The 13,641-nt window shown below is 66.4% G+C and carries 12 protein-coding genes; 2 read left to right on the forward strand and 10 right to left on the reverse strand.

Going from position 1 to position 13,641, the window contains the following annotated elements; all coding sequences use genetic code 11:
* Positions 1-180: 180 nt before the first annotated feature.
* The 4 genes from ACPUD7_RS13705 to pdxH form a co-directional block, all read right to left on the reverse strand.
* Positions 181-1,008 (reverse strand): C40 family peptidase, encoded by an 828-nt coding sequence (locus ACPUD7_RS13705; RefSeq protein WP_425120219.1) that lies wholly within the window; start codon positions 1,006-1,008, stop codon positions 181-183.
* A 569-nt stretch (positions 1,009-1,577) separates the two neighbouring features.
* Positions 1,578-2,264 (reverse strand): metal-dependent transcriptional regulator, encoded by a 687-nt coding sequence (locus ACPUD7_RS13710; protein ID WP_135539106.1) that lies wholly within the window; start codon positions 2,262-2,264, stop codon positions 1,578-1,580.
* A 207-nt stretch (positions 2,265-2,471) separates the two neighbouring features.
* Positions 2,472-3,935: an aldehyde dehydrogenase family protein gene (locus ACPUD7_RS13715; RefSeq protein ID WP_425120220.1), complete on the reverse strand. Its 1,464-nt coding sequence runs from the start codon at positions 3,933-3,935 to the stop codon at positions 2,472-2,474.
* A gap of 117 nt (positions 3,936-4,052) precedes the next feature.
* Positions 4,053-4,724, reverse strand: coding sequence for a pyridoxamine 5'-phosphate oxidase (gene pdxH, locus ACPUD7_RS13720; protein WP_425120221.1), 672 nt, complete (start codon positions 4,722-4,724; stop codon positions 4,053-4,055).
* Between the two features lie 213 nt (positions 4,725-4,937).
* Between pdxH and ACPUD7_RS13725 the strand changes: the two genes are divergently transcribed.
* Positions 4,938-6,119 (forward strand): aminotransferase class V-fold PLP-dependent enzyme, encoded by a 1,182-nt coding sequence (locus tag ACPUD7_RS13725; RefSeq protein WP_425120222.1) that lies wholly within the window; start codon positions 4,938-4,940, stop codon positions 6,117-6,119.
* A gap of 217 nt (positions 6,120-6,336) precedes the next feature.
* Here the strand turns inward: ACPUD7_RS13725 and ACPUD7_RS13730 are convergent, their stop codons facing one another.
* From ACPUD7_RS13730 to ACPUD7_RS13750, 5 genes are all read right to left on the reverse strand, one after another.
* On the reverse strand, positions 6,337-6,834 hold the full coding sequence (locus ACPUD7_RS13730) for a DUF456 domain-containing protein (RefSeq protein WP_135539113.1): 498 nt from the start codon (positions 6,832-6,834) through the stop codon (positions 6,337-6,339).
* Between the two features lie 141 nt (positions 6,835-6,975).
* Positions 6,976-8,235: an MFS transporter gene (locus tag ACPUD7_RS13735; RefSeq protein WP_425120223.1), complete on the reverse strand. Its 1,260-nt coding sequence runs from the start codon at positions 8,233-8,235 to the stop codon at positions 6,976-6,978.
* An 8-nt stretch (positions 8,236-8,243) separates the two neighbouring features.
* The gene (locus tag ACPUD7_RS13740; RefSeq protein WP_425120224.1) at positions 8,244-9,164 is read right to left on the reverse strand and encodes a DUF3027 domain-containing protein; all 921 of its coding nucleotides are present in this window, start codon (positions 9,162-9,164) and stop codon (positions 8,244-8,246) included.
* Positions 9,164-9,544 carry a cold-shock protein gene (locus tag ACPUD7_RS13745; RefSeq protein ID WP_135539119.1) on the reverse strand — a complete coding sequence of 127 codons (381 nt, stop codon included), beginning with the start codon at positions 9,542-9,544 and terminating at the stop codon, positions 9,164-9,166. The genes ACPUD7_RS13740 and ACPUD7_RS13745 overlap by 1 nt, the downstream gene beginning before the upstream one ends.
* A gap of 568 nt (positions 9,545-10,112) precedes the next feature.
* Complete coding sequence (locus ACPUD7_RS13750) at positions 10,113-10,343, reverse strand: hypothetical protein (RefSeq protein ID WP_135539121.1); 231 nt, start codon at positions 10,341-10,343, stop codon at positions 10,113-10,115.
* 84 nt (positions 10,344-10,427) lie between these two features.
* Here ACPUD7_RS13750 and ACPUD7_RS13755 point away from each other — a divergent pair, with 84 nt between their 5' ends.
* Positions 10,428-12,557, forward strand: a complete 2,130-nt coding sequence (locus tag ACPUD7_RS13755) for a helicase-associated domain-containing protein (protein WP_425120225.1) — start codon at positions 10,428-10,430, stop codon at positions 12,555-12,557.
* 71 nt (positions 12,558-12,628) lie between these two features.
* Here the strand turns inward: ACPUD7_RS13755 and ACPUD7_RS13760 are convergent.
* Positions 12,629-13,641, reverse strand: a 1,013-nt coding sequence (locus tag ACPUD7_RS13760; protein WP_425120226.1) for an IS110 family transposase, incomplete at its 5' end; no start/stop codon positions are given.

Here is a 13,641-nt window from a genome sequence, read left to right on the forward strand (position 1 = left end):
TCTTCTCCAGAGTAACGCCGCGAACGGCTATGACCCAATTCACAGGCCCCGCGTCACGGAAACTTCTCATTTCGTTCACCGAGTTCACGTATCTCGGCGCGAAATCTTTCCGGGCATACGAAAGCTCCCCGTCCGACTCGAGGACCGTCGAGTCGACCGGGGAGCTTTCGGTGAAGAAGATCAGAGAACGCGGATGAAGGTGACGTTGCCCATCCAGCTGTAGCTGCGCTTCGAGGTTCCCGAGCCAGGCGAACCGGCATCGTACATCTGTCCGCCACCGGCGTAGATGCCGACGTGGCCGGGGTGCCAGATGAGGTCACCGGGTTTGGCCTCCGACTGGGAGACGACCTGGCCGGCACCCTTCTGCGCGCCGGAGGTGCGGGGCAGGTTCACACCGACGTGGCTGTAGACCCACGAGGTGTAACCGGAGCAGTCCCAGCCGCTCTGCGAGGTGCCGCCCATGACGTAGGGGGTTCCGACGCCCTTGGCTGCCCAGCCGAGGACCTGCTCGGCCTTGGAGCCGTCGATCGATCCGGCATCGGAGCCGGAGTCCTTGGATTCGCTCTTGTCCGAGTCGGACGAACCGCTGTTGGCGGTTTCGTTGCTGTCGGAGCCGCTGGTGGAAGCGGCGGTTGCCGTCTCAGAGGGTTCCGGCTTCGGCTCGGGCTTCGGAGCGGCCTCGGCGGTGATGGACTTGCTCTCAACGCCGAACGAGTCGGTCTTCTTCTCGGACTTCTTGTCCTTCGAATCGTCACCGACCGTGACGGTCTGGTTCTGGAATTCGACCTGCTGCGTGTTCTCGGCCTCGGCGGAGACGGCTGCCTGGTCATCGGCGCCCTGTCCGGCGGCGGGCATCACAGCCGCGGTGAGCAGGCCACCGCTGGCAGCAACGACGGCTGCGCGGCGCCCGAAGACACCGGAGTTGGCGTTCAGAAGTTCAGTGAGTTCGGTCAGTGGAGTCTTGACCTTGGCATCTGCGGCGCGGCGGCCATGCTGCTTAGTTGCCACGTTTTCCCTCTCGTACCTATTGGCTTTCCGGGCCAACCGCCACTCTCGGTCCTTGAAATCTCACAGCCAGCGTGGCGTTCGGTTCTCGCTGTGAAGTCGCCATTGCGTGAACGACCTCCACAACTGTAACCAATCGGTGACCCATTGTCACGTTTCTGTCACAACTGCGAGAGGGAAACCGTGATGTTTTCCATAAAAGTCCAGGTCAGAGGCTTAAAAAGTCTTGAAACTTTCGTAACATTCTTCCGTTATACGACGTGCCCCAAGGGGTGGGGAGCCACTCCTTGGGGCACGGATCACAGTCAATTGTAACGACTCGAGACTTGTCGATCGGCGGCGTCGTTACCGCACGTTTGCCGCTTCGTCACCGCTGGTCCGGCCTTGAGCCACCGCTCGTCCTGCTGTTCTTCAACTCGAAGGCAGCTCGTGGTGCCGGACTTCGACCGCGGGGCTGGACTGCGCACTGTCAGGAGTGCGCGGTTGTGACCTGCCGTTCCGGCTGCCGTGAGTCGGCCCGCCCGCCGACTCCAATCAGTGAGCCGACTCTAGTCGGTCAGTCGGTCAGCAGATCAGCTGCGGTAGGCGAAGACGTGCGAGGCCGTCTCGAGCGGCAGGTCGAGCACATCCTGTGCGCCGGGGACCTGCACGGTGATGTACTCGCCGTTGCGGGAGATTTCGACTTCGCACTCCGGCAGGACACCGGCGACCTGGAACTGCTGGAGCAGATGGATGTCGACCTGCAGCGGTTCGGCCAACCACGCGATCGTCAGCTTCTTCGCACCATCGCGACCGACGGCGGTGGCGAGGTCGATCACCTCGGTCGTCGGCGAATCCGCGCCTCCGATGACATCGAGACCCGGGATCGGGTTGCCGTAGGGGCCGGAGGAGGTTTCGGGCAGCAGCTGTACGAGCTTGCGCTCGACCTGCTCGCTCATCACATGCTCCCAACGGCAGGCCTCGTCGTGGACGAGTTCCCACTCGAGTCCGACGACATCGGACAGGAGGCGCTCTGCCAGGCGGTGCTTGCGCATGACGTCGGTGGCGATCCGGCGGCCTTCGGGCGTGAGCTCGAGGTGGCGGTCGTTGCCGACGTGAAGCAGCCCATCGCGTTCCATGCGGGCCACGGTCTGCGACACGGTGGGGCCGGAGTGGTCCAGTCGTTCGGCGATTCGAGCGCGCAATGGCACGATCGACTGTTCCTCAAGCTCGATGATCGACTTGAGGTACATCTCAGTTGTATCAATGAGGTCGTTCACTTCTGACCAGCCACTCCACTCTTCGTCTTCAGGTCGTTGCGACCATTTCAGGCGTTGTCACCATTTCGGGTCGTTGCGACCCTGCTCCGGTCCGTGCCCAGGCGAACCCGTTCGCGGCCATTGCGATCTGTCCTAATCCTATCGTGCGTTCAGCATTTCCCGTGAGTCGAGAATCCGCTCCCCCGCGACAACTCAACCGCATGCGTCTCACCCGGCGTTCGTGTAGGTGGTCTTGTGCACGGTGTAGAACTCGCGCGCGGCTCGGGCCTGTTCCCGGGGCCCGTAACTCGATCCCTTCCGACCACCGAAGGATACGTGATAGTCGACACCGGCGGTGGGCGCGTTGACCATGACCATCCCGGATTCGGCATAACGCTTGAAGTGGGCCGAATATTTCAGGGAGGTCGTGAAGATGCCTGCGGACAGCCCGAACTCGGTGTCGTTGGCCACGGCCAGCGCTTCGTCGTAGTCGGCGACTTCGATCACCGAGGCGACCGGCCCGAAGACCTCGTCGACGTTGATCGTGTCGCCGGGTTTCGTTCCCGTGACCAGCGCGGGGGCGAGGAAATATCCGCCGGTGGTCGATTCGACGAGTGTGCCTCCGGTGATCTCTCCGCCTTCGGCCCGGGCTTTATCGATGTAGGCGAGGTCCTGGTCGAGCTGCGTCTGCGAGACCACCGGGCCGATGTCCACTCCGTCTGCGCGGGCGTCACCGACGCTCAGCCCTGCCATCTTGTCCTTGAGCAGGGCGACGAATTCGTCGTGAACGTCGGCGGTGACGATGAGGCGGGACGAAGCGGTGCAGCGTTGCCCGGTCGAGAAGAAGGCCCCGTTGATCGCGGCGTCGGCGGCCGCTTCGAGGTCGGCGTCGCCGAGTACGACGAGCGGGTTCTTCCCGCCCATCTCGCACTGCACCCGGATCTGGTTGGCCGCAGCGGAGGCGATGACCGACCGTCCGACGTGTACGGATCCGGTGAAGGTGAGCGCATCGACCTTCGCCGAGGTGGTCAGAGCGTCCCCGACGACGGAGCCGGGCCCCATGACGAGGTTGAACACCCCCTCGGGCAGTCCCGCCTCGGTGAGGATGTCGGTGAGCGCGTAGGCGCTGGCGGGGACGAGCTCAGCGGGTTTGAACACGACCGTGTTGCCGAAGGCCAGGGCCGGGGCGATCTTCCACGCCGGGATCGCGATCGGGAAGTTCCACGGGGTGATGATGCCGACGACGCCGATGGGTTCGTGGGTCATCTCGGCGATGAGGCCGGGGCGGACGGAGTCGACGATCTCGCCGGTGTTGCGGATGGTCTCCCCGGCGAAGAATTTGAAGATCTGGGCGGCCCGGAGCACTTCGCCCTTGGCTTCGGCGAGTTGTTTGCCCTCTTCCCGGGCGAGCAGATCGCCGAGCTCATCGGCGCGTTCGGCGATGAGGCTGCCTGCCCGATCGAGGATCGCAAAGCGCTGCTGGGCACCGAAGTCGGCCCATGCCGGCGCTGCGTCACCGGCCGCGCGGATCGCTTCGGTCACGGTGGCCGCATCGGCGCGGGCGTAGCGGCCGAGCACATCGGCCGGGTTCGAGGGATTGCGATTGAGACAGCGGTCCTCGCTGCCCACGCGGGTCCCGCCGATGAGGTTGTCGAAGACGGCCTCGGGACCGTACTGGGTGGACTGGGCCATGGACACTCCTTTGTGTGGCTCGGTCATGTGTGGCTGGGTCGTATGTAGCTGGGTCGTGTTCGGCTGGGTCACAAGTCAGCAGCAGGGACTGCCGGGGCGCGGGCCGCGGACTCGCGGTCAGGGGTAGAGTCGCACCGGCGTCCATGCCGAGGCCGCGGAGAGATCCCCGGGTTCGCGGCTGCCGTCGCTGCGGCGGAAGACCCACCTGTCGTGGAACCGGTTCTGCTGGCCCTGCCAGAATTCGATCTCGAACACGCGCACCCGGAAGCCTCCCCAATGGTCGGGCCGCGGTACCTCGCGACCGTCGAACTCGGTGACTGCGGCATCGTATTCGGCCTGCATCTGCTCTCGGCTGGCGGCCGGCTGCGATTGCTTGGAGACGTTCGCGCCGATCTGCGAACCACGGGGGCGCACCGCGAAGTATGCGTCCGAGTCGGCGGGGTCGGCCACCTCGGCGAGGCCGCGGATGCGCACCTGTCGTTCCATGTCATGCCAAGGGAAGTTCACGGCGATCCGGGGATCGTCGGCCAGCTGCCGCCCCTTGGCGGAGTCGTAGTCGGTGAAGAAGAGGAAGCCGCGTTCGTCGAGGCCCTTGAGCAGGACGATTCGCGAGCTCGGACCCCATTCGTCGAGGGTCGACACGGTCATTGCGTTGGGTTCGCGAACGTGGTCGGCCGCCTCGTCGTACCACTGTCGGAACAGTGCCAGCGGTGAGGCGTCCGGGTGTTCGAAGACGCTGGAGTCATAGGACTTCCGGGTCTGCGGCAGGCGATCAACGGGCTCAGTCATGGTTTCACCTTACGACGCGGGACGGACACGCGTCACCGTCGGTCGGGATGCGGGGCTGGTGGGTCCGCGATCGGTCCGTGCTCGTGTTCGGGACTCAGTGAGTGACCACCTGCGTTTCAGGCTCGTGTCCGGGACTCAGCCAGTGTCCGCGTCCGTTCGTCACATGACGGACCGGTGCCGGGCCGTGACCGTGCCCGCCGTAGAATATCGAACGTGACTGCGACGAATATTGAGATCCCGAACGACCTTCTGCCCGCCGACGGACGCTTCGGGTCCGGCCCGGCCCGCATCCGCCCCGCCCAGATCGAGGCCCTGAACTCTGCCGCGGCCGAGGTGCTCGGCACCAGCCACCGACAGGCACCGGTGAAGAACCTCGTCGGCCGCATCCGCTCCGGACTGGCCGACCTGTTCAGCCTGCCCGAGGGCTACGAAGTGGTGCTCGGCAACGGCGGATCCACCGTGTTCTGGGATGTCGCCGCGTTCGGCCTCGTCCGCAGCCGTGCGGCACATGCGACCTTCGGCGAGTTCGGCCAGAAGTTCGCGAAGGCCACCGACACCGCCCCGCACCTCGAATCCTCGCTCATCCTCCAGGCCGAGCCCGGCACCGCGGCGATCCCCTCCCCCGAAGCTCTGGCCTCAGCCGGCGTCGTCACCTCTGCCGCCGAGGCCGCCAGCGGTGACCTCGCCGCTGACTTCTACGCCTGGCCGCACAACGAGACCTCGACCGGTGTCGCCACGACGATCACCCGCCCCGAAGGCATCGACGAGGACGCGCTCGTCGCCATCGACGCCACCTCTGGTGCCGGCGGCCTGGACGTCGACATCGCCGAGACCGACGTCTACTACTTCGCGCCGCAGAAGAACATGGGCTCCGACGGCGGCCTGTGGGTGGCGATCATGTCGCCGAAGGCCATCGCCCGTGCGCAGGAGATCAAGGACTCCGGACGCTGGATCCCGACCTCGCTCGATCTCGTGACCGCGATCGAGAATTCGCGCAAGGACCAGACCTACAACACCCCGGCCGTGGCCACCCTGCTGCTGCTCGCCGAACAGATCGAGTGGATCAACGGAAACGGCGGCCTGCAGTGGGCGACCGAGCGGACTCGTGAGTCCTCCGGCCTCGTCTACGACTGGGCGAATGCCGCCGAGACCGCCCGCCCCTTCGTCACCGAGGCGGCCGACCGGTCCTCGGTCGTGGCCACCGTCGATTTCGATGAGTCCGTCGATGCCGCGGCTGTCGCGTCTGTGCTGCGAGCCAATGGTGTCGTCGATGTCGAGCCGTACCGCAAACTGGGCCGCAATCAGCTGCGCATCGCGACCTTCGTCTCCGTCGACCCGGCCGACGTGCGAGCCCTGCTGGCCTGCATCGACTTCGTCGTCGACGCCCTGAAGTAACTCACCGAGGCTGCGGGGCGTCCCGGCGTTCCAGCATCCCGGTGCCCTCGCGTCCTCGCGTCCCTGCGTCCCTGCGTTCCGGCGACGCACTTCTCGCAATTCCTCCAGTCAGCGCCATAACCTCCCGTTGCACCGGGGCGTTATGGCGCTGACTGTAGGTGATGCATTCGCTTCGAGCTCGCAACCCTGCAGCCCACCAGCTCGCGGGCTGACATCATCAGCCGAAGAAGTGGATGAGCAGCCCGATGCCGTAGGTGATCGAGGCCAGCAGTGCGAGCCCGAGCTCGATGCCCGCGCCGAGGCCGATCGCCTTGATCGATTCCCAGCTCGAATTCCACGCGGTCTTCGCGTCCTTGAGCCGGCCGTATTCGGCGAGGAAGAGACCGAGGACGAAACCGATCGGCAGCCCGAGCACGGGAATGACGAAGAATCCGATGATCGCGAGCACGCCGCCGAGCAGCACCGAGGAATTCGGCACCTGCAGGGTCTTGAGCTTCCGGCCGGTGAGAACGAGCGACGAGCTCATTCCCGCCGCGACGAGGACGGCGACGATGGCGAAGATGATCCAGGCGGTGGGCCCGCCGATGATGATCGCCCAGATGAGGACCGCGATGCCGATGAGGATCGAGCCGGGCAGCACGGGCACGATGATGCCGAGGCAGCCGACGAGGATCGCCAAGCCGACCAGCACCGAGGTGATGATGTCAGTGTTCACAAACCGTCCGTTTCCTGCGCCGAGGTGGTCCCCGGACTGTTCCGAGGTGCCCCTCGGACCGTGCCGAGGTGTCCCCGAACCGCGCCGAGGTGGTCCCCGAAATTCTATGCGACGGACCTCCGTGCCCGCCCAGAGAGTCCCTCAGGGTCGGCCGTGGTAGCTGACATGAAGGCGGATCCGCGACTGCGGATCGCGATGGAGTCGCAGGTCCTTGGCCGTGATCATCCACAGCAGGCCCACGGCGAAGGCGATGATCCCCGAGGCCGCTCCGACGACGAGCGCCATCCGCGGCCCGAAGACGTCCGCAACCCAGCCGGCCAGGGGCGCGCCGATCGGGGTGCCGCCCATGACGACCGCCGCGTAGATCGCCATCACCCGGCCCCGGTAGTTCGCGGCCGTGGTCGTCTGCACGTAGGCGTTGGCCGAGGTCATCATCGTCAGTGAGGCGAACCCGACGAACACGAGCGAGGCGGCGAACAGGTAGTAGTTCGGCATCAGCGAGGCGACTCCGACGGCCAGGCCGAAACCTCCGGCGGCACCGAAGATGAACCGCAGGCGGGGTTTCTCCCGCCGCGCCGAGGCAAGCGCCCCGGTGACCGAACCGATCGCCATCACCGAGTTGAGCAGACCGAATCCGGACGCGTCCTTGCCGAACTCGATCTTCGCCATGGTCGCGGTGTAGATGTTGAAGTTGAATCCGAAGGTCGCGATGATGAACAGCACGACGAGCACGACCGTGATGTCCGGCCGTCGACGCAGATATTTCAGTCCCCCGAGCACACCGCCCTTGCCGCGACGCCCCGAGGGGTGCAGCCGGGATTTGTCGAGCCGGATGAGCACCGTGAGTGTTGCGGCGAATCCGAGGCCGCTGATGAGGAACACGGGGCCGGCACCGATGACGGCGGTGAGCACTCCGGCCACGGCCGGGCCGATCATGCGGGCACCGTTGAACGAGGCCGAGTTCAGGCTCACCGCGTTCGGCAGCAGCTTCTCACCGACGAGTTCGGAGACGAAGGCCTGCCGGGCCGGGTTGTCCAGAGTCGTGAGCATGCCGAGGGTGAACGCGAGCACGTAGACATGCCAGAGCACGATGACATCGGTGATGACGAGGGCGAAGAGAATGAGGCCGATGGTGCCCAGCAGCGCTTGGGTGACCATGAGCAGACGCCGTTTGTCGAACTTGTCGACGAGGTTGCCCGCGAACGGGAACATGATGAGCTGCGGGCCCAGCTGCAGAGCCATTGTCAGTCCCAGCGCCGAGGCGTTGTTGTCGGTGAGCATGGTCAGGACGATCCAGTCCTGCGCCGTGCGCTGCATCCACGTTCCGGTGTTGGAGATCAGGGCACCGGCGAACCAGTGCCGGTAGTTCGGCTCCGACAGCGACCGGAACGTCTGGGACATCGAGTGGTTCAGCCCTCCTGGAACTCGAGTTCGCCGGAGTAGTCGTCGACGACGGCTGCCGCGGGCTCGTGGTTGGGTCTGCGCACATCGGTCTCCGAGTGGGCACCGCAGCCGGATTCGAGTCCGACCACGCGACCGTCGAAGGGCGACCACGCATTGGCGCAGACGCCGAAGGACTTGCGCAGCGAGCCGGCGATCGGCATGAGGTAGCCGCAGCTGCCGCAGTTCGCCGATGCGCGGGAGGCGAATTCGCCCTCGGGTCCGGCGTCCGAATCCGCCCAGCGGCTGGCCGCCGCGGAGAGCCCGTCAGAGGAGAGGACGCGCTCTCGGCCGAGGCCGAACTCGAAGTTCGCGATCTGGTCGACATTGTCGGCCGAATTGTCCTCGGTCTGTTGGAAGCCCGGCTGCAGGTTCGGGTCCTGGTCGAGCTTGGGCAGGGTGTCCCGCGGGCTGAGGTCTCCCGGCTCGAGGCGCTCTTCCCACGGCACCCATTCGGGGGCCGTGAGGGCATCGGGCCCGGGCAGCAGCGCGGTCTCGCAGACCGTGACCTTCTTCGCGCGCGGGGCGCGGGCGAGCACGGCCACCCACCGCCATCCGCGGTAGGTCGGTTCGGTGCACACGAAGTAGTGCGTGACCAAGCGGGTGCCCTCGGCCACGGTTCCCAGGTGTTCGCCGACGGCAGCACTGCCGGCCACCTCGGTGATGGCGGACCGGGCGATGTCGATCGCCGCGGCCAGCTGGGTGTCGAGGACGATCTTCTCCTGGCCCGACCGGGCGCGGCCGGTCTTCACAGCGTTCGTTCCCTTACCTGCGGCGGGTGCGGCAGCGGCCGCGGTCGTCTCTGCCGCCTGTGCGGTGGCCTGTTCGACGTCGCTTTCGGCGGGCGCGGCGGTCTGCCGGGCCAGCCAATCACTGAACAGTGATGACATCAGGACTCCAAATCGTCGGCAATCGCCCGCAGCAGGCTGGCCACCTTGTTCCCGTGCGTCGGGTCCGGGTAACGGCCGTGCTGCAGTCCGTTGTTGAGGTCATCCAATACTTTGATGACATCTTCAACCATAACTGCCATGTCCACGGCCGGACGTCGGCGGGCCTTGGCAACCTTGCCGGGAGTGCTCAGCGGGCGGGCCTTGAGCACCTGTGCTCCGCGGCGGGACTCGACGACGTCGTATTCGAGGCGAGTGCCCTTCGTGACCTCGGCTCCCTCGGGAAGCACGGAGGAGTGGAGGAAGGCCTGGGAGCCGTCCTCGGCGATGACGAAGCCGAAGCCCTTTTCGGCGTCGAACCATTTCACGCGTCCGGTAGGCATGATGTCCTTTCTTCTCATCTGCCCGCTTGACTCAGCGGGCGGTGTCCCGGCTGAGGCGGGCGAGTCTGTTCTCGTCGGTACTGGTCTGGTCGGTATGGGGCGGTGCTGGTCGGTATGAGTCGGTGCCGCAGTGGCTGCGGCGGGTGTGGCAAGTGCGGCGGGGCGGTGTGCATCGGTGACCTCACATGCCGCCGCGGTGGCGGGTGCGGGACCGGGCGGGTCCACGGGTGGGGGCGGCCGCCTCGGCGAGGGTGTCAACCGCGGTGTCTGCTGCTGTGCGGGTGTCGGGCCGGTGCGGGGTTCGGGGCCGAGTTCACGGTTCCGAACTGCCCGGTCGAGTTCCTCGACCGCACCGTCCCCGCCAGGGTGTTGGCGAGCGCCGGGCGATGTGATCGCCGCAGTCGCAGGTGAGCTGCGAGGGTGTCTCCGTCGTTCTGTGCGGTTCCCGGCCGGCCGATTCCTGCTGCGCGATTCCTGCTGGGCGGTGACCGGTCGGGCAGGTCAGTCGACGTGTGCGCGGCTCATGCCCGGCCCCGCCTCGTCTGCGGCTTGGGGATGAGCGGTGAAATCAGCTGTGGCCCACCTCGGTCTGTCTGCGTCGGTACGCCGCTCGGACCATGGCCACACAGGCCAGAGCGATGGCGATGGGCACGAGGATCATGGGCAGGAATGTGAGGAACGAGCTCGGGGTCAGCCCCATCCACGCCTGTCCGAGGACACCGATGAGGCCGAGCGCCCCGACGGCTGCGGCGACAACCGCGGCGACGACTATGGTCGTGTCGACTCGAGTGGCTGACAATGCGCGTCCTTCCTGACGGTCCGTGGGCTCAGCCCAGTTCCTGTTCTGCCCTCCATTGTACCCCTCGCGATAGACTGATCTGCGATGTCAATGACCTTCAGCCAGTGGCTGTCCCACACTGCAGATGCCGAGTTCGAGTCCTTCGTCCGGACCCGACGCGACCTCCTCCAACCCGAGTCACCGACGATCCCTGCGCTGGCCGCGGCCGCATCCTCCCGCATCGGGGTCTCCCGCGGCATCGAGGCCCTCGACGCCGAGACCCTCGAAATCTTCATTGCCCTGGCCAAGGCGGCCCGAACGGCGCCGGAGATCCCGGTCGCGGACAACCCCCACTTCGACCCCGTCCGCACCGAGGCGGCTCTGCCCCGACTGCGCGACCTCGGCCTGGCCTGGCCGACCACTGAGGCCGGCGCTTCGGCCGGGGACGCGTCCCTGCTGGAGAGGCACCCTGTCTGGAAGATCCAGTCCGAGGCGATCACTCTGCTGCCGACCTCGGCAGCGGAATCCGCCCGCACCCACCCGTGGCAGATCGACCCGGCCACGATCGATGCGAGCACGGCTGCGATCGGCCAACCGCTCATCCACAACAGCGAGCAGGCCGCCGTCGCCGAGGTGATCTCGTCCCTGCGCGGCCTCGTCGACGAGCTCGCCGCCGCCCCCATCTCCCGGCTGACCAGCGGCGGAATCTCGAAACGGGATGTGTCCCGGCTCGCCCGCACCCTCGATCTGGGGCTCGAGCAGACGATCACGCTGCTGCTGGCCGCGAAGTCTCTGCACCTCATCGGGGTCCTCGATGATGCGCTCGACCCGCAGTGGACGGCCGCCGACGATGCCGACTCCGTTCTCGCCGGCGACCGGGCCGAACTATGGGCGGGGCTGGTCTCCGCGTGGCTGCGTGAGTCCCTCGACGTCACGCAGCTGGCGGCCGGGGCGAGTGAGAACGAACGCCTCACGGTGCTCGCGACTCCGAAGAAGGCGCTGTTCAAGGGCTACGCCCAGTCCGTGCCGGCGATGCCGCTGCTGCGCGTGACCGTCCTCTCCGTCCTCCACGACATCGGTCTGGGCATGACCCGGTCGGCGCAGTGGATCCACGCGGAGGTGCTGCGTCGGCGCCCGCTCCTGCAGGCACATGGGTCCGCCATGACCGAGGCGGTGCTCCACACATGTGTGAACCTGGGCCTGGCGACGACTCCCCTGCAGCAGCCCGACCATTTCGGGCCGAGCCGATTCGGTCTGCGTCTGGCCGCGGGGCTCGAACGGGCGATGGTCGAGCATGCGAAGCAGGATCCCTCGATCGCGCCGCTGGGCATCTCCGTCGAGGCTCTCGAGGTGCCCGGAGACGTCATCGCTGCGGTCACCGAGGGGCTCGGGCGGGAAGTCGATACGGTGCTCATCCAGTCCGACCTCACGGCGGTGGCGACGGGGCCGATCGAACCCCGAGTCCACCACATCCTGCGCAGGTACGCCGTCGTCGAGGCGCGTGGTCAGGGCACGGTGTACCGCATCGATGCCGAGACGATCGAAGACACGATGCAGGCGGGGCTCACCCCGGAAGAGGCGCTGAGCGAGCTCGCCGAGATCAGCGCCGAGGAGCTGCCGTCGACCTTGGACTTCCTCGTGAAGAACACCGCCTCGAAGCTGCGGCGGGTCCGAGTGGCGGGTGCCCGCGCCGTGCTCGTCGTCGATGACCCGGTCGACCTCGACGTCATCGTCTCCGATCAGACGATGCTGCCGGCCGGTCTCGAACGGCTGGCCCCGACGGTCGCGATCTCTCAGCTCGGACCGGAGCGGACGATGCACCTGCTCGAGGCCGGCGGTCATCATGCGCTGCTGCATTCGGCGGCCGGACCGGTGCGCAAGCGGAGGGTGATCACTCAGTCGGAGCCCGAGGTGAGCGTGCGGCGACGTCCGCGCGTCACGGACGGCCACCTCGGCGAATACATGCGGATTCTGCGTTCGGCGCCGGCGGGGGTGTCGGAGTCGGTGAGCACCGACGAACCACTGGGGCACATGGATCTGCTGCGGGAGGCGGCCGAGGCGAAAAAGCGGGTGCTCATCCGGATCGCGGATTCGCAGGGCCGCGAGCGCAGCATCGAGATGCTGCCGGCCACGCTCAACGCCGGGCGAGTGCGCGGAACGGTGACGTCGACGGGCGCCGAGGCGTCCCTGTCGATCGCCCGCATCGTCTCCGTCACCCCCGCAACCACCCCCTAATTGCTACCCGACGGCGGCCCAGCAACCTGGCGCGAGGTTGCTGGGCCGCCGTCGAGATCCTTCTATGTCTGTCAAGCGGCTTGGCCGATCGAGTTCGTGGCCTCGAGAATGCGATACACAGAACGGGCCAAGTGACGCTTCATGCACCGGATGGTCTCCTTCTTCGTCTTCCCCTCGCCAAGCCGTTTAGCCATGTATGCCTGGGACCTCTTCTGGTGAGAAAGCCGCGTGATGGCCACCATGTACAACGCAGAATTCAACCGACGATCACCACTGCGATTAAGCCGGAACCTCACCACATTCCCCGACGACGCCGGTATCGGGCTGACCCCCGCCAGCTTCGCAAACGCAGCCTCTGAACGCACCCGCCCAGGATGCGACCACGCCAGGTAGAACACAGCCGCGGTGATCGGACCAAACCCCGGCTCAGCCAGCAACACCGCAGCCGGGCTGTCCTTGACCAAAGCTTCGATCCGGGTGGCGTAGTCCTTGATATCGGCATCGACTTCGACGACGCGTTTGGCTAACCGAATCGCTTCCCGACGAGCCTCGGTAAGTGCCACAGACTCGTTCCTGATCCGCCACTTCGCAACCGCGTGGATCTTGACGACCGACAGTTTCCGACGCGCATCCATACCGAGGTCATGAGTACGCAACAGCGCGGTGAGCGCATTGACAGTCCGGGTCTTCTCCCGGGTCATGGACTCCCGCGCCTTGACCAGGACCTGCAGTCCCTGACGCGGCCCATCAGCCTGTCGGGGGAACCGCAGCCGCGACTCATCCATCGACAGGACCGTGCCAGCGATCCGTCGGGCATCGATCCGGTCATCCTTGCCCGTGGCATGCCGGTCACGAGCATTCATGCTGGCGGCCTCGGCGACTGTGTACCCGTTATCGGCAACATGGTCGGCAAGGATCGCCCCGTAAGTGCCGATACCCTCGATCACCCACAGGGTGTCGAGGTCCCCGCCGGTACGGCGGCCGGCCCACGTCAGGGCACGTTTGATGCCGGCTTTCGTCGTCGGGAATGCAGCAGTATCGACGTGCTCACCAGACTTGGTCAGCACACTGTAGACGTGGTTCT

This window comes from Brevibacterium sp. FAM 24630 (genome assembly GCF_049804075.1).
Lineage (GTDB): Bacteria > Actinomycetota > Actinomycetes > Actinomycetales > Brevibacteriaceae > Brevibacterium.

Coding starts and splice junctions, on each gene's coding strand:
- ACPUD7_RS13715 (WP_425120220.1), bottom strand. CDS start 3,935: ATGGCCCAGTCCACCCAGTACGGTCCCGAGGCCGTCTTCGACAACCTC.
- pdxH (WP_425120221.1), bottom strand. CDS start 4,724: ATGACTGAGCCCGTTGATCGCCTGCCGCAGACCCGGAAGTCCTATGAC.
- ACPUD7_RS13735 (WP_425120223.1), bottom strand. CDS start 8,235: ATGTCCCAGACGTTCCGGTCGCTGTCGGAGCCGAACTACCGGCACTGG.
- ACPUD7_RS13740 (WP_425120224.1), bottom strand. CDS start 9,164: ATGTCATCACTGTTCAGTGATTGGCTGGCCCGGCAGACCGCCGCGCCC.
- ACPUD7_RS13745 (WP_135539119.1), bottom strand. CDS start 9,544: ATGCCTACCGGACGCGTGAAATGGTTCGACGCCGAAAAGGGCTTCGGC.
- ACPUD7_RS13755 (WP_425120225.1), top strand. CDS start 10,428: ATGTCAATGACCTTCAGCCAGTGGCTGTCCCACACTGCAGATGCCGAG.